Here is a 20,558-nt window from a genome sequence, read left to right as displayed (position 1 = left end):
ATTCTCTTTCATTATAGCAAAATTAATAGCTTCTTTAAGTAAAATAATCCCTCTAGATTTTTCTAAAGGGATTCTAATATATGTTTATTTTTAATTTATTCATTTGCTAATTTTTCTATTACTCCAAGAAGAATATTTGCACCTTGCACTAGGTCTTTATCCTCTGTTAACTCTTTTGGATTGTGGCTTATTCCATCAATTGATGGCACAAAAATCATCGCCACATCACAGATTCTTGCCATCATTTGTGCGTCGTGACCTGCTCCTGAAGTCATTCTCTTGATCTTTATATTTCTACTTTTTGCCTCATCTTCTATAAGCTTAACTATATGCTCATCAAATTTAACTGGGTCAAAGCGAACAAGTCTTTCTTTTTCAAACTCAACTTCTTCTCTCTCGCAGATTTCTTTTAAAAACGCATCAAACTTTTCTTCGAGTTCAATTAGTTTGTCATTGTCAGGATTTCTCAAATCTACTGTAAATTCACAAAGACTTGGTATTACATTTATTGCATTTGGAAGAAATTTTATCATTCCTATTGTTCCAACAGAATTTGGTATTTTTTCACACATATCGTGTACAAATTTTATTATTTCTGAAGCTACATATCCTGCATCATGTCTTAAATACATTGGAGTTGTTCCTGCGTGATTTGCCACTCCTTTAATTGTAATTTTTTGCCAAGATATTCCTTGTAAGTTTTCAACTGCTCCCACAGGAATACCTTCCTTGTGTAGTATTGAACCTTGCTCAACGTGAAGCTCAACATAAGAATGTGGTTTCAAAAATCCTGGCTCTTTATTTCCAGCATATCCAATTCTTTCGAGCTCTTCTCCAAGAATTGTTCCATCAGTTCCTACAGTTTTTAAAACTTCATCTACATCCATTCCACCAGCATAGACTAGAGATCCCATCATATCCGGTTGATATCTAACACCTTCTTCATTTGTGTAAAAACTTGCGACAATGGGTCTTTTTGTCTCGACATTATTTTCTTTTAAAGTTTCCACAACTTCAAGTCCTGACAAAATTCCATAGCAGCCGTCATAAATCCCTGCATTAATTACAGAATCAATATGAGAACCAATAAAAACAGGTTCTTCATTTTTATTTTCTTCAGTTTCCCAAATTCCAAATACATTTCCAATTCTGTCAATTTCTATTCTAAGTCCTGCTTCTTGCATCCATGATTTAACTAAATCGCGTCCCAATTTATCTTCATCAGTTGCTGCAACTCTCATAACTCTATTTTCAGCATCACGACCAGTGTCTCCAAGAGTTTTTATTCTATTTATAAGTCTTTCTTCATTAATATTAATCATTTTCCACCTCTAAATCTTTACTTGGATAATCTCCGTCCCAAACTATATCTCTATAACCTCTTTTATCAGTATCTCCCTCTGTCGAAAAACAAAGAACTACAGAATTTTCATCAAGCTCTAAAATATTCTTATAATCTTCTAGATTTTTATCAGTCATGAGTTTATAAACAACTCCACTTGTAACAGCACCTGATTCACCAGAAATAACTTTCCTATCGCCTCCCAATGGATTTCCAAGGATTCTCATTCCAGCAGCTGTATAAATATCATCAACAGAGATAAAATAATCTACATTATTTTCTAAAATTGGCCAACCAATAGTCACTGGCTCTCCGCAGTTAAGCCCTGCCATAATTGAGTCTAAATGGCCTTTGACTACATGAAGCTTTCCATCATTAGCCTTTGCAGTTCTGTAAAGACAGTTTGCTTTATTAGGCTCAACTACAATAATTTTCGGTTGATTTTCTTTTAAAACATTTCTAAAAAATGCAGTTATGCCTGATGCCAATGATCCAACTCCAGCTTGAATAAAAATATGAGTTGGAATCATTTCTTTTTCTTTCAAAGCTTCATGAGCTTCAAGCGCCATTGTCATGTAGCCCTTTAAAATATCTCTTGGAGTTTTTTCATAACCTTTCCAAGAAGTATCTTGAATTAGAGCTCCTCCATGTTCTTCTGCATATTTTGCAGCAAGTCTTACACAGTCATCGTAATTTCCTTGCATAATATTTGCATCAGAATTTTCTTTTCTAATGTTTTCTAGCCTTTCAATTGAAGATCCCTTTGGCATAAAAACTTTAGACTTTTGGTTGAGTTTATTGGCAGTCCATGCAACTGCCCTTCCGTGATTTCCATCAGTTGCAGTTGTAAAAGTTATATCTCCTAACTTTTCTTTTATTTCTGGCGATTTTATTTTTTCATAAGAAAGATTTTTCACATCCATGCCAAGTTTATCTGCTATATAATTTGCAATTGCATAGCTTGCACCTAAAACCTTAAAAGCATTGAGACCAAATCTGTAAGACTCGTCTTTTACAAAAAATCCTTTGAGACCAATTTCTTTGGAAAGATTTTTTAAATCAACAAGAGGTGTTACTTCATACATGTCAAAGGACTGGTGAAATTTTCTTGCAATTTCTGCAGTATCAAGACCTAAATCTGAAATATCTGCATTCTCATAATGTTTATTTATTTTCGTAAGATTAAATTTTTCCATTTTTTCTCCTTTTAAAATTTATAATTTTTACTTAAGTAGACTCTATCAAATTTAGAGAATTAATAATATAATTAATTTATAATAAAAATATAAATATATTGTGGTGATAAGAATTGAAAGAAAAACATATTTTAGTTGATGAAAATAATATGGAGCTTCCTATTCAATTAAAAAAGTCATTTCCCATAGGAATTTATCACTCTAGATTTTGCAAAGAAAAATATAATATGGTTGATTATCATTGGCATAAAGAATTTCAATTTGCACTAATTACAAGGGGAAGTTTTATTTATAAGGTTGGAAATATAAAATATGAACTTTTTAAAGACGATTTAATATTTATAAATACGAATCAAATACATAAAACTATTGCTCTTGAAGAAAATTCTAGCTATATCTTTATTTATTTTAACCCCGATATTTTATCCTCTGACAAAGATTCATATATTTATAAAAATTATGTAGAGCCACTTGTTAGAGACAATAAAATAGGATCATATAAGGTGGATAAATCAAATGATTTTGGATTGATAGACTTAATAAGAGAAACTTATGAAATTAGCAAAAGTAATAATGAGTACTTTGAATTAGATTTGGTTTCTAATCTTTTTAAGATATGGAAATCTCACTTTAAAATTTTAAAAAACATAAATTCCGGTTTTTTAATATTAGATCCTTTGATTAATTCAAGACTTAGGTCAATCTTAAACTTTATATCAATTAATTATGATGAAAATATAAGCCTTGATGACATAGCCGAATATGTGAATTTAAGCAAAAGTGAATGTTCAAGATTTTTTAAAAAATATTTTCAGGAGAATTTATTTGATTATCTTCTGAATTATAGAATAAATAAAAGTGTTGATCTAATATTAAACTCTAATAAGTCTATTACAGATATTGCATTTAGCGTTGGATTTAATTCACAAAGTTATTTTATAAGTAAGTTTAAAAATATAAAGGGAATAACACCTCTAAAAATGAGAAAAGAATTTAATCTTTCAAGAGAAAAATATTTTAAAGATTATAAAGACGAATAAAAAATCCTAGCAAGAAAACTTACTAGGATTAAAGTTTATTATCTAAAATACTGAAACATAGGCGTCTTTCTTATCTAATATAAGCATGTGCCCTGGTGCATGAGTTATCATTATTTCAGGTTTTGATGCCATGGCTACAGCTTGAGGTGTTACTCCACAAGCCCAAAATACTGGTACTTCGCCTTCTCTTATTTCACTTCTTTCTCCAAAGTCTGGCTCATCTACATTTTTAATTCCTATAATTGATGGATCTCCAATGTGAATAGGTGCTCCGTGAGTGTCAGGAAATCTTGCTGTTACTGTTGTTGCTTTGACTACATCTTTATAAGGAATTGGTCTCATTGAGACAACAGTTTTTCCATGAAACATTCCTGCAGGTTCTGTTTCTATATTTGTAATATACATTGGCACATTATGTTTGTCTTCAATATGTCTTACTGGCACATCTGCTTCTAGCATCGCCTTTTCAAAGGAAAAAGAGCATCCTATTACAAATGTCACGAAATCATCTTGCCATATATCTTTAAGGTCTTTGACTTCTTCTACATATTCTCCATTTTTATATACTCTATATCTTGGAACATCAGTCCTAATGTCTGCTCCATCGGCCATAATTTTAGTAAGTGGAGAACCTTCATCTAAAACTTCAAGTATTGGACATGGCTTTGGATTTCTTTGGGCAAATAATAAAAAGTCATACGCATATTTTTTTGGAAGTATTGCAAGATTTGCCTGAAGATAACCTTCACTCATTCCTGATGTAGGAGCATCAACTTTTCCCTTTCTTATTAATTCTCTAACATCTTTTGGATGCATTTTTGCAAGTTCGTTTAAATTCATATAATAGACTCCTCTTTTATTTTTTCAAAATTAGTTTTATATTCTCTCGTAGCTTGTTCTGCTTCTTCAATGCTAACTTCATCAAATAAAACTTTATCTAAGAAAGACATTTGAGCAAGCTTTGGTAAATCTGGTGTTATAACTGTTCCAATTTTTGTGTATCCACCAGTTGTTTGTCTGTCAGCTACAAGAATAATCGGTTGTCCATTTGCAGGCACTTGAATTGAGCCAAAGTTTGTTCCATCAGATATTATATCTGCTGTTTCTTTACGTTCAATTGCTGTTCCTTTTAATCTAATTCCCATTCTGTCGAAGTCTTTTGTAACTTGGTATCCACCTGAACGGAATAAGTCGTTAATTCCCTTTTCAGTGAAATAATCATCTTGAGGTCCAAGTACAACTCTTAAAATATTAAATCTAGAAATATGAGGAATATATTTTTCAGGTATTCTTCTCATAGTCTTGTTTTTATTTTTAATGATTTTAATTTCGTCCTTTGCCTTTAAAGCTCTTCCATCTATTCCACCCATTTTAGTCTTTATATGAGTTGATTTAGATCCATTTACAACTGGAACATCAATTTTTCCACCAAAAGCAATATATCCTCTTATCCCTTCTTTTAATTTTCCAAATTGAAGTGTTTGTCCAGCTTTAACTTTTATAGTTTCAAACATTGGAGCATCAACGCCATCAATTTTAGCACTCATGTCTGCTCCTGTTATTGCTATAATTAAATCTTCGTTAAATTTAATCATTGGACCGAAGTAAGTCGTTTCAAAAACAGCCTCATCTAAATCATTTCCTACTAATATATTTGCAAGTCTGTAGTTGTAATCATCCATGACACCTGATACAGGTATTCCAAGTTCTTGGTATCCATATCTTCCACTGTCTTGAATAGTTGTTAAAATTCCTGGATTTATAACTGAAATACTACTCATGAAGATCACCCCTCTTTACTTTCTTAATTGAAACTTTGTAAGTTCCATTTTCTACTTCATTTTTAATCTTGTCGTATTGTTTTTGATCTATTGAGACATATCTGATGTAGTCTCCTGCTTGAATAAATACAGGTGGCTCTTTAGTATCATCATAAAGTTTAAGTGGCGTTCTTCCAATTAATTGCCATCCGCCAGGCGATTCTAATGGATACATTCCTGTTTGATTTGCAGCAATTCCAACAGAACCAGCTTCAATTTTAAGTCTTGGACTTTTTAGTCTTGGAGTTGCAATTCTTTCATCTAATCCACCAAGATAAGTAAATCCTGGCATAAAGCCCATCATATAAACTAGATAATCTGTGCCTGTATGAATCTTTACAACTTCTTTTTCGCTCATTCCCGCATGTTCAGCTACATTTTTAATATCTAGTCCATACTCGCCACCATAAATTGTCGGAATTTCAATTAATCTAACATCATCTGATTGATTAGATGAATTTAATTTTGAAAGTTCAGTTAAAATGTCAACAATTTCAGAATGACTTATCTTCATTGGGTTATAGTTTATCAAAATAGATCTATAAGTTGGTAGAATATCTAATATTCCATCTACTTTTTTCTTTTTTAAATTTTCTACAACAGTGGCGATTTTTGCATTTATGTCCTTTGCAATTTCATTTCCAAATTCCATAACAAGTGCAGAATCTCCAGCGTTTAGAAATTTTACCTTATTATACATTTTATACTCCTAACTTATCCAAATAGTTTTCCCATATTTGCTATTACTGTTTGAACACTCATGAAAGCTGTGATTGCAACAACTATCCATCCAAGAACTAAAAGTGCTGTTGGGTGATTGTAATCTCCAACAATCTTTCTATTTTTAGATGCTAGTAAAATCACTGCAAGAGTTATAGGAAGAATTAATCCATTTAATGTACCAACAACTACAAGAAGAGTTTGTGGTTGTCCTATAAAGATAAAGCAAATTGTAGAAAGAACTATAAATGCTATAGTTACAATATTTGCATTATCATCAATTGGTTTAAATAATGTTCTTAAAAAAGAAACTGAAGTATAAGCTGCACCTACTACTGATGTGAAAGCTGCTGCTGCGAATACAAAACCAAAAATCTTATATCCTATTACTCCAGAAGCTGCTAAGAAAGATGAAGCTGCAATATTTTCTGGATCTATATTTGCATTAGTCATTTTAGTAACACCAAGAATTGCTAAGAATAAAAGAACTCTAACTATAAAAGCTACTCCAACACCAAGAGAAGCTGATCTAGTTACATCTGGAAGTGCTTCTTTACCAACAATTCCTGCATCTATAAGTCTGTGTCCACCTGAGAATATGATGTATCCACCAACAGTTCCACCTATTAATGTTAAAGTTGGTTGTACAAGATTCATAAATCCTCCTGCTGGCGCTACTGATGACTTAAGTGCTTCTCCTACTGGAGGTTGAGTTTTTATTGCAACAAATGCAATTAATACTATCATAGATGCACCTAGTACTTGAGTCACTCTATCCATTGCAGAACTTGCGGATTTAGATGAAAAAAGAATAATTCCTATAACTCCACCAATAGCTGCACCAATTTTTACGTCGATTCCGAAAATTACATTTAAACCAACGCCAGCTCCGCCGACATTACCAATATTAAATGCAAGTCCTCCTATTGCAACTAAAAAAGCGATAAAATATCCAAGACCTGGTAATACATTGTTAGCAATGTCTTGACCTCTCATCTTTGAAACCGCTATTACTCTCCAAACATTAAGTTGTGCTATGTAAGAAAAGATTATAGATATTAATATAACCGCTGCGAAGTCTGCACCTATATCTGTTGTAAACTTTGCAGTTTGCGTCATAAATCCCGGACCAATGGCAGAAGTTGCCATCAAAAATGCAGCACCAATAAGTACTGACAGATTATTTTTTTTATTATTTTCCATACCTTACTCCTTATTATAGAAATTCAATTAGCGGTTTAATTTCAATTCCTTCCGCTTTTAAGCCTTCTCTAATATTTTTAACAAATTCAAGAGCTTCAGGATTGTCACCATGAACACATATAGAATCTGCAACTATATCAATTTCTTTACCATCAGCAGTAGTTACTTTATTTTCTTTAATCATCTTAACAACTCTAGGAATTGCTTCTTTAGGATCTTTTACAAAAGCTCCTGGAAGTGAACGATTAACTAAAGTTCCATCTTCGTTATATCCTCTATCTGCGAAAACTTCTTGCGCAACTCTTAGCCCTCTTCTTTTTGCTTCTTTTGCAATATATGATCCACTAAGAACCATTAAGATTAAATCTTTATCATATTCTTCAACTGCATCTAGTACTGCATTTGCAAGCTTTTCATCATTACAAGCAGTATTATAAAAAGCTCCGTGAAGTTTCATGTGTTGTAATTTCTTGCCATGAGCTTTAGCAAAAGCTGCAAGTGCTCCAACTTGATAAAGCATATAAGCTCTAGCTTCTTCAGGTTTAACATCCATTTTTCTTCTACCAAATCCCATTAAATCTGGATAACCTGGGTGAGCCCCAATCTCAACACCATTTTCAGCTGCCATTCTTGCTGTTTCATCCATGATTAGTGGGTCGCCTGCGTGGTAACCACATGCACAGTTAATACTTGTTACATATTTAATTATTTCTGAATCCATACCCATTTTATATGCGCCAAAAGATTCTCCTATGTCACTGTTTAAGTCAACAAAATAATTCATAATAACCTCCTATTTACATTTTTTATTTATACTTTACTGTATTAAATGTAATTATATTATAATAAAATAGTTGTGATTATGCAATTATTTTCAAACTTTATGTTTACTATTGGAAAGCTTAAAAATATTCTCATTAAAGTATTGAAATTTCAAACACTTACTCGGATTGTTTCTCACAATCAAATAATCGAATATATGAAAACATTTTTATACTTTCTTTATTAATGCATTTAAACATAAAAAAAGATGGGCAAAACCCACCTTTTTTATCCTATATTTTTAAATTTTCTTCAATAGAATTTAATTTCTCAATTATATATCTTTTATACTTAATAAACTTGTCATTTTCGAAATAATCTTCTCCAAAACCTTCATCAATTTCAATTTCATCAATAATCATTCCAGGGTCTTTTCCTAAAACATAAATTCTGTCAGATAGTTTAATTGCCTCTTCAATGTCATGGGTTATAAAAATGGTAGAAATTTCCATTTCATGTATTATTTTCTTATACCATTTGTGAATTTGAGATTTTGTTATAGCATCAAGTGCGGAAAAAGGTTCGTCTAATAATGCCACTTCATTAGAAAATACATAGGTTCTTAAAAGTGCCACTCTTTGAGCCATTCCACCTGATAATTCATGTGGAAATTTATTTTCGGTACCTTCAAGACCAAATTCCTTAAAAAGTCCTTTAACTTTTTCTCTTGCTTCTTTTTTATTTTCTCCCCTCAATACTAAGGGAAGTGCTACATTATCGATAACAGTCATATAGTGAAGCAAAAGATTTTTCTGAAGCATATAGGAAACACGACCTACCTCGCCAGTAATTTTTTCTCCCTTTAGAAAAACATCTCCACTATCAGGCTTTAAAAGACCTGCTATTATATTAAATAGAGTAGTCTTTCCGCTTCCAGATACACCGATTAAAGAAATTAATTCTCCCTTATTAAGTTTTATATTTATATCCTTTAAGACTTTCCTTCCATCAAAGGATTTGTTAATATTTTCTGTTCTTAGTATTTCTATCATTTTAATTTTGCAGGATCACAAAAATCATTAGTAAATCCAAAATCCTTAGGAATCTCTTTGTCAATTAAATTATTATCCCATAACCATGCATAGAAATTATTCCATCTATTTGCATCAATTTGTCCAAAATAATCTGATTCAGCTTGATACTTATCAGCAATATATTCCATTCCTTTTTTAACAAAATCTAAATCAAGTTCTGGATTTGCCTTAACTAATATTTCTGCTGCTTCATCAGGGTTTTTAATTGCATCTTCATATCCCTTTATAAAAGCTCTCATAAATCTTTTTGCAACATCTTCCCTATTCTTTAAGAAGTCGTTATTTGCAATTAAAATTGGAGTGTAATAGTCAAATGTTTCGTTAATGTCTTTAAAAGCAAAATAATTAATTGGGACATTTGCCATTTCTGCTGCAATTCCATCTACTGGGTAGAAAATCCATACAGTATCAATGTCTTTACCTTGAATTGCTGCGATAGTATTTGTAACATCTCCAGGCACTAAGTTAACTTTAGAAAAGTCTCCACCATCATCTTCTACAACTTGTTTTAAAATTGCTTGTTCAATTGGAAGTCCCCAAGTTGAATGATTATGTCCTTCCATGTCCTTAGGAGATTTGATATTTCTATCTTTTACAGAAATAATTCCTGAAGTATTGTGGTTTATAATTGCTGCAACTGCTGTAACTGGAAGTGGCTCATCCTTTGCAAAAGCTGGCGCTATTGTGTCTTGAAAAGAAATTCCAAAATCAGCTTTACCTGAACTTATAAGTGCTTCCGCTCCATTTGCAGGTGGTTGATTTACTTCAACTTCAATTCCTTCATCTGCAAAGTATCCCTTGTCCATAGCTACATAAAGCCCTGAATGATTAATATTAGGTGTCCAATCAAGTAAGAAACTTACTTTTTCTAATCCCTTATTGTTGCTTTCTTCTTTAGTGTCTTCTTTTTTATTATTTCCACAAGCTGTAAGTAAGCTAATCATTAGTAGTAAAAATAATACTTTTTTTAGTCTTTTCATTTGTCCTCCTCTATCCATGGCATTGTCTTTTTTTGTACGAAGTTTACTAACCTCATGAGAATAAGAGAAATGCCGGAAATTAAAAATATAACTGCAAACATTTTGTCAAAGGAGTAATTTTTTTGGACTCTAATCATATAAACACCAAGTCCTTTAAATCCTCCAAGCCATTCGGCAATTACTGCACCAACAACAGAATAAGAAACTGCAATCTTAAATGCAGAGAAAAAATTTCCCATACTTTCAGGAATTTTAATATACTTATAGATTTTATATCTATCTGCCCCCATAGCCCTTAAAAGTTTAACCTTGTCGGCATCAACTGACTTAAAGCCTTCAAGTAAACTTATAGCTACAGGAAAAAATGTAACTATAACTATTAAAACAATTTTGGGAAGAATACCATATCCCATCCACAAAACAAGAAGAGGAGCTATTGCAACAGTTGGAACTGTTTGTGTAAGCACTAAAATTGGATAAAGTGCATGATATAAAGTTTCTGAAAAATCCATTAAAAGTGCGGCAATAAATCCCAGTGTAACACCTGCAAAAAGGCCTAAAAAAGCTTCAAGTAGTGTTATTCCCGTATGTGATGCAATTGTGGGAAAATCTTCTATAAAAGCCTTCACCACATCAAGCGGTTTTGGTAGTAAAAATGGCCCTACAATTCCTGTTGTCGTTAAAAAATGCCATATTAACAAAATTACAATTATCAGAGAAGCTGCTGAGATATTATCCTTGATACTTGCTTGTTTTTTCTTCAATTGTTAAGATTCCTCTTTCAGAATAAAAAATCTTTGAATAGCATACTACTTGCTCAGAGTTTTCTCCAGCTAATTTCACACAGTTTTGTAAAATTTCAAATGCTTTGTTAAAATCATCTAATTCAATCACTGTCTCAAAGGGTGAGACAATATAATTTACATTTTCACTTTGTATATATTCTATAACTTTATCTACTACTGCAACAATTGATTCTGAAGTCGCTTCTTTTGTAGTAGGTAAAATTTGTATAGCTACTGATATTTTCATATAACCTCCTAATAAAAAATAAAATAAAAAAAGCCTCTACAAATAGAGGCATCGCGTTCCCTAGACAGCATTACCTGTCCCGGTTCAAAGGGTTTAAGGAATATCCTAATCTCAGCATGCGGCTCCCCTGATACATTTAATTATAGGTCTTATGCTTACTTATTACAAGTATTGTAAAAATTTAGTAAATAATTTTATTTTTTAAGACATATAAAAAGATGAGCGACAAACTCATCTTTTCTAACTTTATTCAATTACTTTTAATTTTTCTTCAATTGGTTTCTTTTCTTTAGGTGCTGGTTCTTCTTCAATCTTTCCAAAAGGCATTTGTGCTATTAACTCCCAAGAATCTGGAAGTTCATAAAGTTTTTTAACCCACTTATCGATTACTGGATTGTAATGTTGATTGCTTGCACCTATTTCTTCGTCGCGAAGTCCTTGCCAAATATTAAGTTGCATCATAGCAGCTCCATGATGAGCCCATGGTCTGAAGTTTTCAGCATATGTTGGCATTTCCTTTTCTTGATTTTCTACTATTTCATTGTCTATAAATATTAATGCTGTTCCCTTTGCATGGTAAAATCCATGGAATTTTTCTTCATTGATTTTATTGTCAAAGGTTTCGTTAACTCTATTCCAAAAATCTTTTGATTTATCATCGAATAATAACACAACTCTTGTTGATTCTGCATTCATTGCAGATGGAGTCACATTCATAATGTCTTCAAATAGATATTTAATTTCTTCATTAGAAAGTTTCACATCTTCTGATAAATTGTAATATGATCTTCTCTTCTTAATAATTTCTATATAATCTTGCATATTTCACCTCGTTAAATAAATAAATTCACTCGTATTATTAATCTACCCAAGAATTTTAAAATTATTCTAATCTACCACCCTTTGTGTAAAGATTGTAATAATATCCCTTAGCTTCCATTAATTCTTCGTGCTTGCCTCGTTCAATTATTCCGTCTTTTGTCATCACGAGAATTAAATCTGCATTCTGAACTGTTGTAAGTCTATGAGCAATTGTAATTGTAGTTCTTCCCTTTGAAAGTTTTTCTATTGAGTCTTGAACTATAACTTCGCTCTTGTTATCAAGTGCTGATGTTGCCTCATCTAAAATTAATATTGGAGGATTTTTAAGGAATACTCTGGCAATAGAAATTCTCTGTTTTTGTCCACCTGAAAGTTTAACTCCTCTCTCACCAACATAAGTGTCAAACCCTTCAGGAAGATTTTTAATAAATTCATAGGCACCTGCAAGTTTTGCAGCTTCTATGATTTCTCTATCAGTTGCATCACTTTTGCCATATCCAATATTATCTCTTACAGTTCCTGAAAATAAATATACATCTTGCTGCACAATTCCAATATTTTCACGAAGAGATTTAAGTTTTATATCTCGCACATCAATACCATCTATTTTAACAGCACCATCATCTACATCGTAAAATCTAGGAATTAAATTACATATTGTAGTCTTTCCTGCACCACTTGGTCCAACAATTGCAAGTTTTTCTCCTGCTCTAATATTTACGTTAAAATCATCTAGGACCTTGTCCTCGCCTTTGCCATAAGAAAAGTCAACATTGTCAAATTCTATATTTCCAATAAAGTTATCTACTTCTTTTGCATTATCTCTATCTACAATGTCAGACTTAATTGACATAATTTCAGAAAATCTTTCAATTCCTGTCATTCCCTTTTGAAACTGCTCGGTAAATTCAATAATTCTTCTAACCGTTGCAAGAAGTGATTGCACATACATCACATAGACTATTAAATCTTCTGGACCAATTTCTCCTTTCATCATAAAGTATCCACCACTTAAGATGAGAATTAAATACATTAGTCCGTCAAAAATTCTTGTAACAGTGTTAAATCCAGCCATTGACTTATAATAAACTTTTTTAATTCCAAGGAATTTATTATTTTCGTGATTAAACTTTTCACTTTCCACATCTTCATTTGCAAAACTCTTCACAACTTTTATTCCAAGAAGTGAATCTTCAATTGATGAATTTAAATCTCCAATGTGAACTCTTTGATCCTTTTGTGCCTTTCTCATTCTGTTTCTAAAATATCCTGATGAAAAAATCATTAGCGGAATCATTATATAAATGAGAAGAGTCATCTTCACATTGATTGCAAGTAGTATCACAAGTGAAACTATTATTTTAATAAATCCTATAAAGTATTCTTCTGGACAGTGATGTGCAAATTCTGTTATGTCAAATAAATCATTTGTGATTCTTGACATTATAACTCCCACTTTAGTTTCGTTGTAAAAAGTATCAGAAAGAGTTTGAAGATGTGCATATAAATCACGTCTCATATCAGTTTCTATTTTTGCTCCCATTATGTGGCCAATACTTGTCATAAAATACTGTGCAATAACTTCAATTATTTTAATCACAATATAAATTAACGCAAGCTTACCCACAAAATCAAAAGTGAGATTTGCCACACCTTTAAGACCTGCATTTGTAAGTGCTCTTAATAGCAGTGGCAAAATCATCTCGCTTGCAGTTGTAAGAGCCGCACAAAATAAATCTAGAAAAAGTGTAAATCTGTATTTGTAAAAGTAAGGCATTACTCTTTTTATCAAGTTAAAACTATTCATATTTCCCTCCCAATAGAATATATTAACATATATCAAAATTTGTTTACAGTTAAGGACTTGTGAATTTTGAAATCTTCCCTCTCCTTGACATAAATTTTTAAACAAATTATAATTTATGAAGAATAAAGCGAGGGATTAAATTTGGAAAATAATCAAGGCTCTAAAGTTGCAAAGTCAACACTGGGCATAATTATATTTTTATTAATAGGAAAGATTTTTGGATTCTTTAGAGAATCCTTGACAGCATATGTATTTGGTGCAGGAGTTGAAATGGATGCCTTTTCACTTGCACAATCAGCAACAGCAATGATTGCAGGTTTTGTAACTCAAGCAATAGCAACTACTTATATACCTTCAGTTCAAAAGGCAACTACAGAACTAGGCCATGATAGAAAGAATTATTTTACCAATAATCTTTTGCTAATAGCTTCATTAGTTTCCTTAGTGCTAATTGTTTTAGGTATAATATTTCCAAAACAAATTGCATTTTTATCAGCCTCACAGGCATCTCCTGAAACTTATAAAATAGTAGTAGAACTTATAAAAGTTGGAATGCCCGTTGTCATATTTTCTGCATGGGTTGGAGTAATGGAAGGCTATCTTCATCATGGTGGAAAATTTGCAGTAACTGGAGCAATTGCAATTCCACTTAACTTAACTTATATAGTTTATTTAATTGCATTTTCTCATCATGTTGGAATTATAGGACTTACAATAGCATCAGTTTTAGGAATACTTGCACAATTTATTTTTCTACTTCCAAGTGCAATTAAAATTGGATACAGACCAAAATTTATATTGGATTTTAAAGATAAATATGTGCGTGAAGCCCTCGTGCTTGCACTTCCAGTTTTTGTCTCTGTATCTGTAAATGATATAAATACAATTGTAAATAGAAACCTTGCCTCAGGAATGGGCAAAGGTGCAGCTTCAATTTTATATTACTCCAATAAAATGAACACAATGATTATTGGAATATTTATTACAGCAATAACTGCTACAGTTTTTCCAATTCTAACAAGAACTTTGGGCTCTGGAGATATGAAAATTGGCAAGAAAGTTATGAACGCATCTGTTAAGACTGTTTTATTTATAACTGTGCCAGCGACAATTGGACTTATTATTTTGGCAAGACCAATTATAGAAATTGCCTTTGTAAGAGGATCCTTTACAATGGCAGATGGTATGGCAGCAACATCAACGCTTAGATGTTACTCACTATCTTTAATTTCAATTTCTCTAACAAATGTGCTAAATAGAATTTACTATTCAATTGAAGATACAAAGACTCCATTTTACGTTGGAGTGGTGAATGTGGCAATAAATGTTGGACTAAACCTATTAGTTGCAAGACATTTTGGAACAAATGGACTTGCCGCATCAGTTTCTATTGCAACTACAATTGCAGTTTTAATTTCCTTTGTGCTTTTGAGAAGAAAAATTGGAAATCTTGGAACTAAATCATATATTAGAGCTTTAATAAAAACATTAATTGCCTCTATTTTTATGGGAATTGTGGCACTATGTTACTTCCCATACGAAAGTTTAATTATGACTTTTGTACCAGGTGGAGTTCTGCTAACAGTGCTTAAACTAATAATGCTAATGTTTATAGTGGCAGTGGCTGGAGTTGTATATGTAATATTTTTATACTACCTTGGAGTTCGAGAAGTTAAAGATGTCGTTGGAATTTTAAAAACAAAAATAGAAAAAAGAAAGCTAAAAAATTAATCACCTCATGAAGGTGATTTTTTTTGCAATATTTTCAATAAATTACCAAATTAAAGTATTTATTTTCTATCAATAGGGTATAATATAGCTATATGGAGGTGTGATATGCAAATTTTATGGTTAATTATTTGTATTGTTGTAGTTGTAGCGATAATGGCAAGATCTAAAACTTTAAAAAATAAACCCGAGGAAAATATTGTAAACAAAAGTAAAGATGATCCTGTAGTTATGAATTTACATAAAGATATTAATTCAGTAACTACAGAAGATAAATCTGATGTTAAAGAAGAAAAGAAAAAAGAATACAATAATTCTCGTAAAAAAAATCGCGGCAAAAAGAGAAGAGAAAGAAAACTCGACAATGTTGATTTAGACATTGATAAAGAAAATCTTCATGAGGATCCAGTTGAAATCGAAAAGTCTGAAGATATTGAGCCTACTGATTTACAAAAATCTAATTTAAAAACTTCTGCTGATACTAAAGAAGAAAAAGAAGAAGTTAAATCTAAGGATAAAGTTGAAGATAATATCGAAGATGTTGAGCTTGATATTGATAGAGATGACCTTCACGAAGATCCTGTTGAAATTCAAAAGTCTGAAGACATCGAACCTACTAATTTACAAAAATCTAATTTAAAAACTTCTACTAATACTAAAGAAGAAAAAGAAGAAGTTAAGTCTAAGGATAAAGTTGAAAATAATATCGAAGATGTGGACCTTGACATCGATAGAAGCGACCTTCACGAAGATCCTGTTGAAATTCAAAAGTCTGAAGACATCGAACCTACTGATTTACAAAAATCTAATCTATTGACTTCAGCTGGCGCTCTTGAAGGTGCAAATGCAAAACCTAAAAAAGAAACTAAGTCTAAAAGAAAATCTATGTCTGAAGATAAAGTAGAAGAGGTAAAAACAGAAAATATCGAAGACGTTAAACTTGATATCGATAGAGATGATCTTCACGAAGATCCTGTTGAAACCCAAAAATCTGAAAACATCGAGCCTACTGATTTACAAAAATCTAATTTAGAAACTTCTAGAGATAATAAAACTAAATCTTCTGACGAACTTTCTGAAGCTGACGTTCTTCCTAAAGAAGAAAAATCTCGAGAAATTGAAACTTCAGAGGAAAAAGTTTCTAAAGACTTTAAATCATCTGGCAAATATCCAATTATCTTTGAAGCAATGGAAAGACAAGAGCTTTCACTTGAAAAAATTGTAATTAAATCAGAAAACACAAAGGATAAAAAATGGAAAGAACTTTATCCAAAAAATGAAGAAGATAGTTTAAACTTCTCAATAAATAAAATCAAAGAAAACCTAAATAATTCTAGCCTTTCTGAATTTTTAAATAATACAAGTGAAAATCCAGCTGTGTTAAAGAAAAAAGATACAGAATCCTATGAATTTACTTCATCAGATGCAAAAGATATTGAGAATATATTAAACAGATATGGCTTAGATTTAAATTCAGATGAGGTTTCAAAAATAACATCAAAAATAAAAGTCGATAAAAATAATATTGCTATTTGCGAAATTACTGATATAATTTCCACTGGCAACTTTAGATATCACTTTGAAAACAAATTTTAATTTTTAGTCCCCTCTTTGGGGACTTTTTTCACGTGGATTTGGTGACTGTCTCCTTTTTCATTTGTTGTTTCTTTTCTTGCTACACCTTAGCAGGCTGCCCTTTAGGGCTGTCTGCTTCTTTTGATGCTTCTTTTCTTACTCTACCTTAGCAGGCTTCTTTTGTTGGATTTGGGGACTGCTGCGTGCCCTGTGGGTATCCCAGAACTGATAAATAAAAATCTATTAGTATGAGAATAATATGTAAAAGAATTAGTTTTATGAATATTGGGACTGTCCCTATTCTTTGTTGCTTCTTTTGATGATGTTTCCTTTGCGAGGACAGCCCCTTTCTTTTCTCTTCATGTTTCTATTTCATCATTTCATTTTCATTATAAATTTATTTTATTGACAACAAGGGACAGCCCTCTAGGTTTTTCATATTCTGGGACTGCTGCGTGTCCTGTGGGTATCCCAGAACTGATAAATAAAAATCTATTTGGATGAGAATAATTTGTAAAGGAATTAGGTTTATGGAGCATGGGACTGTCACCATTCTTTGTTATTTCAGCATTCTTCACGCTGATTAATTAGCGTAGCAAAATTAGAGGCAATGAAAGACCAACGGCACAGCTAGGGATGTCTACTTCTTTTCTTGCTTCTTTTCCAATCTTTTTCTCTTGTACGGACAGCCCTGAAGGGCAGCCCGTTTGATGATCCTCTACCATTCGCGACTCTCGCTGCCCTTGGTTTTTCTTCAACTCAGTCTTGATAAATAAAAATCTATTTGGATGAGAATAATATGTAAAAGAATTAGTTTTATGGATATTGGGACTGTCCCTATTCTTTGTTGCTTCTTTTGAAGATGTTTACTTTGCGAGGACAGCCACTTCTTTTCTCTTCATGTTTCTATTTCATCATTTCATTTTCATTATAAATTTATTTTATTGACAACAAGGGACAGCCCTCTAGGTTTTGAGGTGCACCCAAAAACACGGACTTTTTAATGCAAAAAAATAGAGACATCTTTGGTCTCTAATTTTTTAATATTTCTAATGCTTTTTGAAGTTGATTGTCTTCAGCTTGATGTTCAATTCCAATTCCCTTGGCATCTTTATTTAATTCAACTTTTACGTCAGGTTCAATTCCAACTTTGTTAATTGAATCTCCACTTGGCGTAAAGTATTCTGATGTTGTTAGCTTTAAGCCATCTCCCTTAGGAAATTTCACAACATTTTGAACTACTCCCTTGCCATAGGTTTTTTGACCTATAATCTTTGCACGATTTAAGTCTTTAATCGCTCCTGCTAAGATTTCTGAAGCTGATGCTGATCCTTCGTTAACAAGGACAGCCATTTTTATATTATTGTATTTCTCATCGGTTTTATAACTTTCAACAACTTCATCTTTGTTATTTTTCAAAGTACAAAAATTTGATTTTGGAAGAATTGCATCTCCAATTTCAACTGCCGCATCAACAACTCCACCAGGGTTTCCTCGTAAATCTAATACTAGAGATTTTACTCCTTCTTTTGTCAGCTCATTTAAAGCCTTTTTAAAATCAGCCCCAGTGTCTGTGTCAAACATTATAATTCCAATGTAGCCAACGTCTCCGATTTTTCCCTTAATAATTGAGTCCATTTTTATTTCTTGTCTTTTAACTTTCAATTCCTTAGTGGTCTTGGAATCATTTTTTAAAATTAAAAGTTCAACTTCTGATCCAGCTTCTCCTCTAATAGCTTTAGAAGCTTCATCAATTTTGTCCGCAGTAAAATCTTCTCCGTTTATTTTAAGGATTTTATCTCCTGATTCAATGCCAGCCTTTTCTGCAGGCGAACCTTTGATTGGAGATACTACTGTCACTGTTCCATCTTCATGTGGAGAAATTATAACTCCAATTCCTTGGAACTTTCCAGTAGTTTGCTCTGAAAGTTTATTCATTTCATCTTTTGTGAGATATTGTGAATAGGGATCTCTAAGACCTGCAACTAAACCTTTAAGTTGCCCCGTCTCTAAATCTTCATCCTTAATATCCTTTGAATATAGATAATTTTCCTTTAGATACTGTTCTATAACTAAGAACTTGCTAAAGTCTTTATCAGATCCGAATACCTGTGTCAATGTAAATATTCTTGTAGCCATGGCAGTTACAATAACAACAGCAAATATTCCAAGAAACTTTAAAAATTTATTTTTATTCATTATACATATCCTAATGGATTTACAGGTTTACCATTTACTCTCACTTCAAAATGAAGGTGTGAACCTGTTGAAAGTCCAGTTGATCCAACAAAGCTTACTACATCTCCCTTGTTTACAGATTGTCCAACTGATACATTAAGCGCTGAGTTGTGAGCATAAACTGTAACTGTGTCGCCATGGTCAATCATTACAACATTTCCATATCCATTCATAAACTTAGACATTATTACAGTCCCTGATTTTGCAGCAACTACTGGAGTTCCTGTTGGAGCTGGAATGTCGATGCCTGAGTGGAATTTAGAATATCCTAAAATCGGATGGGTTCTGTATCCAAAAGGTGAAGATATTCTATAATATCCTGAGACTGGCCAGTTATATGATCCTCCCGCTCTTGGAGCAGATGAAACTTTAATATCTGAATTTACTCTTGACGCCTTTCTTTGTTCAGCACGTCTTTTAGCAGCTTCTTCTTCCTTTTTCTTTTGAGCTTTAATCTCAGTTTGAAGTCTAACTATTTCTGCATCAAGACTTGCCCAATCTGATTGAGCCTTTTCAAATTCTTGTTTATATAAATCAAGGTTTTGTTCAAGTAGCTTCATATATTCATTTTTAGAATCTACTGCAGATTTATAACTTTCTCTTTCAGCTTCAATTTCTTGCTTACTTGCCTCAACCTTGACTCTGTCGATTTTAAGTCTTTCTTCAGTTTTTTCGATAGTGTCAATTTGTTCTTTGATAAATTCAATTAACTCTCTATCAGCTTCTGCAATTGATGAAATAATTTCGTTGTTTCTAAGTAATTCTTCAATGTCCTTAGAATTTAAAATTACCTCTAAGTAATTTACATTTCCCCTCTTATACATTTCTCTGACTCTTTTTCTAAAAAGGTCAGTGTTATCTGCAAGGTTTTTCTTAGCTTCTTCAAGCTTTTTTTGATTTTCTTCAATATCTTTATTTAGCTTATCAATTTCTACTTTTAAATTTTCGATTTTTGATGAAGCTTCAGATATTTTGCCATCAAGAGCTGAGATTTCAGCAGAAACTGAATCTCTCTCTCCTTCAGTTTGTGAAATATTTCCCTTTTGCTCATTTATCTTTTTATTAATTTGTTTTTGTTCGTTAACTTTTTGATTTTTCTCATTTGTAAGACTTTGAGAACTCTTTGCTACAGCTCCCGTTGGCATTGCCATTAAAGCTGCCAAGCAAATTGTGAGAATCTTTTTCTTACTATACATTAA

The 20,558-nt window shown here is 32.0% G+C and carries 18 protein-coding genes; 3 read left to right on the top strand and 15 right to left on the bottom strand.

Annotated elements, in window-relative coordinates:
- Nucleotides 1–95 precede the first annotated feature (95 nt).
- Both KQI68_RS02895 and dpaL read right to left on the bottom strand, forming a co-directional pair.
- On the bottom strand, nucleotides 96–1,322 hold the full coding sequence (locus tag KQI68_RS02895) for a Zn-dependent hydrolase (protein ID WP_246541228.1): 1,227 nt from the start codon (nucleotides 1,320–1,322) through the stop codon (nucleotides 96–98).
- Nucleotides 1,315–2,538, bottom strand: coding sequence for a diaminopropionate ammonia-lyase (gene dpaL, locus KQI68_RS02890; RefSeq protein WP_216548627.1), 1,224 nt, complete (start codon nucleotides 2,536–2,538; stop codon nucleotides 1,315–1,317). Before dpaL ends, KQI68_RS02895 begins: the two co-directional genes overlap by 8 nt.
- A 113-nt stretch (nucleotides 2,539–2,651) precedes the next feature.
- Here dpaL and KQI68_RS02885 point away from each other — a divergent pair, with 113 nt between their 5' ends.
- Entirely contained in the window at nucleotides 2,652–3,578 is a 927-nt protein-coding gene (locus tag KQI68_RS02885) for an AraC family transcriptional regulator (protein WP_216548626.1), read from the top strand.
- 42 nt (nucleotides 3,579–3,620) lie between these two features.
- Here KQI68_RS02885 and KQI68_RS02880 read toward each other — a convergent pair whose 3' ends face one another.
- The 11 genes from KQI68_RS02880 to KQI68_RS02830 all read right to left on the bottom strand — a co-directional run bounded on the left by KQI68_RS02880 (nucleotide 3,621) and on the right by KQI68_RS02830 (nucleotide 13,818).
- Entirely contained in the window at nucleotides 3,621–4,418 is a 798-nt protein-coding gene (locus KQI68_RS02880) for a putative hydro-lyase (protein ID WP_216548625.1), read from the bottom strand.
- Complete coding sequence (locus tag KQI68_RS02875) at nucleotides 4,415–5,359, bottom strand: 5-oxoprolinase subunit C family protein (RefSeq protein WP_216548624.1); 945 nt, start codon at nucleotides 5,357–5,359, stop codon at nucleotides 4,415–4,417. Before KQI68_RS02875 ends, KQI68_RS02880 begins: the two co-directional genes overlap by 4 nt.
- Nucleotides 5,352–6,098 carry a 5-oxoprolinase subunit PxpB gene (gene pxpB / locus KQI68_RS02870; protein ID WP_216548623.1) on the bottom strand — a complete coding sequence of 249 codons (747 nt, stop codon included), beginning with the start codon at nucleotides 6,096–6,098 and terminating at the stop codon, nucleotides 5,352–5,354. The genes KQI68_RS02875 and pxpB overlap by 8 nt, the downstream gene beginning before the upstream one ends.
- Before the next feature lie 14 nt (nucleotides 6,099–6,112).
- Nucleotides 6,113–7,321, bottom strand: a complete 1,209-nt coding sequence (locus KQI68_RS02865) for an NRAMP family divalent metal transporter (RefSeq protein ID WP_216548622.1) — start codon at nucleotides 7,319–7,321, stop codon at nucleotides 6,113–6,115.
- A 13-nt stretch (nucleotides 7,322–7,334) separates the two neighbouring features.
- Entirely contained in the window at nucleotides 7,335–8,105 is a 771-nt protein-coding gene (locus KQI68_RS02860; protein ID WP_216548621.1) for a LamB/YcsF family protein, read from the bottom strand.
- Nucleotides 8,106–8,376: 271 nt separating this feature from the next.
- Complete coding sequence (locus KQI68_RS02855; RefSeq protein ID WP_216548620.1) at nucleotides 8,377–9,135, bottom strand: ABC transporter ATP-binding protein; 759 nt, start codon at nucleotides 9,133–9,135, stop codon at nucleotides 8,377–8,379.
- The gene (locus KQI68_RS02850; RefSeq protein ID WP_216548619.1) at nucleotides 9,132–10,157 is read right to left on the bottom strand and encodes an ABC transporter substrate-binding protein; all 1,026 of its coding nucleotides are present in this window, start codon (nucleotides 10,155–10,157) and stop codon (nucleotides 9,132–9,134) included. Before KQI68_RS02850 ends, KQI68_RS02855 begins: the two co-directional genes overlap by 4 nt.
- On the bottom strand, nucleotides 10,154–10,921 hold the full coding sequence (locus KQI68_RS02845; protein ID WP_216548618.1) for an ABC transporter permease: 768 nt from the start codon (nucleotides 10,919–10,921) through the stop codon (nucleotides 10,154–10,156). Before KQI68_RS02845 ends, KQI68_RS02850 begins: the two co-directional genes overlap by 4 nt.
- The gene (locus KQI68_RS02840; protein ID WP_216548617.1) at nucleotides 10,890–11,189 is read right to left on the bottom strand and encodes a thiamine-binding protein; all 300 of its coding nucleotides are present in this window, start codon (nucleotides 11,187–11,189) and stop codon (nucleotides 10,890–10,892) included. Before KQI68_RS02840 ends, KQI68_RS02845 begins: the two co-directional genes overlap by 32 nt.
- Before the next feature lie 246 nt (nucleotides 11,190–11,435).
- Nucleotides 11,436–12,011 (bottom strand): nitroreductase family protein, encoded by a 576-nt coding sequence (locus tag KQI68_RS02835; RefSeq protein WP_216548616.1) that lies wholly within the window; start codon nucleotides 12,009–12,011, stop codon nucleotides 11,436–11,438.
- Between the two features lie 61 nt (nucleotides 12,012–12,072).
- A complete protein-coding gene (locus tag KQI68_RS02830; protein ID WP_216548615.1) occupies nucleotides 12,073–13,818 on the bottom strand; it encodes an ABC transporter ATP-binding protein in 1,746 nt (581 codons plus the stop codon).
- 141 nt (nucleotides 13,819–13,959) lie between these two features.
- Here KQI68_RS02830 and murJ point away from each other — a divergent pair, with 141 nt between their 5' ends.
- Nucleotides 13,960–15,549, top strand: a complete 1,590-nt coding sequence (murJ, locus tag KQI68_RS02825) for a murein biosynthesis integral membrane protein MurJ (RefSeq protein ID WP_216548614.1) — start codon at nucleotides 13,960–13,962, stop codon at nucleotides 15,547–15,549.
- Nucleotides 15,550–15,654: 105 nt separating this feature from the next.
- Nucleotides 15,655–17,142: a hypothetical protein gene (locus KQI68_RS02820; RefSeq protein WP_216548613.1), complete on the top strand. Its 1,488-nt coding sequence runs from the start codon at nucleotides 15,655–15,657 to the stop codon at nucleotides 17,140–17,142.
- A 1,011-nt stretch (nucleotides 17,143–18,153) separates the two neighbouring features.
- On the opposite strand, the gene KQI68_RS02815 is transcribed toward KQI68_RS02820, so the two are convergent.
- Nucleotides 18,154–19,320, bottom strand: a complete 1,167-nt coding sequence (locus KQI68_RS02815; protein ID WP_216548612.1) for a S41 family peptidase — start codon at nucleotides 19,318–19,320, stop codon at nucleotides 18,154–18,156.
- Nucleotides 19,320–20,555, bottom strand: a complete 1,236-nt coding sequence (locus tag KQI68_RS02810; protein WP_216548611.1) for a murein hydrolase activator EnvC family protein — start codon at nucleotides 20,553–20,555, stop codon at nucleotides 19,320–19,322. Before KQI68_RS02810 ends, KQI68_RS02815 begins: the two co-directional genes overlap by 1 nt.
- Nucleotides 20,556–20,558: the final 3 nt, after the last annotated feature.

This window comes from Peptoniphilus ovalis (assembly GCF_018919265.1).
GTDB classification, from domain to species: domain Bacteria; phylum Bacillota; class Clostridia; order Tissierellales; family Peptoniphilaceae; genus Peptoniphilus_A; species Peptoniphilus_A ovalis.
This window is presented reverse-complemented; position numbering and strand designations above follow the sequence as displayed.

Coding starts and splice junctions, on each gene's coding strand:
- KQI68_RS02895 (WP_246541228.1), bottom strand. CDS start 1,322: ATGATTAATATTAATGAAGAAAGACTTATAAATAGAATAAAAACTCTT.
- dpaL (WP_216548627.1), bottom strand. CDS start 2,538: ATGGAAAAATTTAATCTTACGAAAATAAATAAACATTATGAGAATGCA.
- KQI68_RS02880 (WP_216548625.1), bottom strand. CDS start 4,418: ATGAATTTAAACGAACTTGCAAAAATGCATCCAAAAGATGTTAGAGAA.
- KQI68_RS02875 (WP_216548624.1), bottom strand. CDS start 5,359: ATGAGTAGTATTTCAGTTATAAATCCAGGAATTTTAACAACTATTCAA.
- pxpB (WP_216548623.1), bottom strand. CDS start 6,098: ATGTATAATAAGGTAAAATTTCTAAACGCTGGAGATTCTGCACTTGTT.
- KQI68_RS02865 (WP_216548622.1), bottom strand. CDS start 7,321: ATGGAAAATAATAAAAAAAATAATCTGTCAGTACTTATTGGTGCTGCA.
- KQI68_RS02860 (WP_216548621.1), bottom strand. CDS start 8,105: ATGAATTATTTTGTTGACTTAAACAGTGACATAGGAGAATCTTTTGGC.
- KQI68_RS02855 (WP_216548620.1), bottom strand. CDS start 9,135: ATGATAGAAATACTAAGAACAGAAAATATTAACAAATCCTTTGATGGA.
- KQI68_RS02850 (WP_216548619.1), bottom strand. CDS start 10,157: ATGAAAAGACTAAAAAAAGTATTATTTTTACTACTAATGATTAGCTTA.
- KQI68_RS02840 (WP_216548617.1), bottom strand. CDS start 11,189: ATGAAAATATCAGTAGCTATACAAATTTTACCTACTACAAAAGAAGCG.
- KQI68_RS02835 (WP_216548616.1), bottom strand. CDS start 12,011: ATGCAAGATTATATAGAAATTATTAAGAAGAGAAGATCATATTACAAT.
- KQI68_RS02830 (WP_216548615.1), bottom strand. CDS start 13,818: ATGAATAGTTTTAACTTGATAAAAAGAGTAATGCCTTACTTTTACAAA.
- KQI68_RS02820 (WP_216548613.1), top strand. CDS start 15,655: ATGCAAATTTTATGGTTAATTATTTGTATTGTTGTAGTTGTAGCGATA.
- KQI68_RS02815 (WP_216548612.1), bottom strand. CDS start 19,320: ATGAATAAAAATAAATTTTTAAAGTTTCTTGGAATATTTGCTGTTGTT.
- KQI68_RS02810 (WP_216548611.1), bottom strand. CDS start 20,555: ATGTATAGTAAGAAAAAGATTCTCACAATTTGCTTGGCAGCTTTAATG.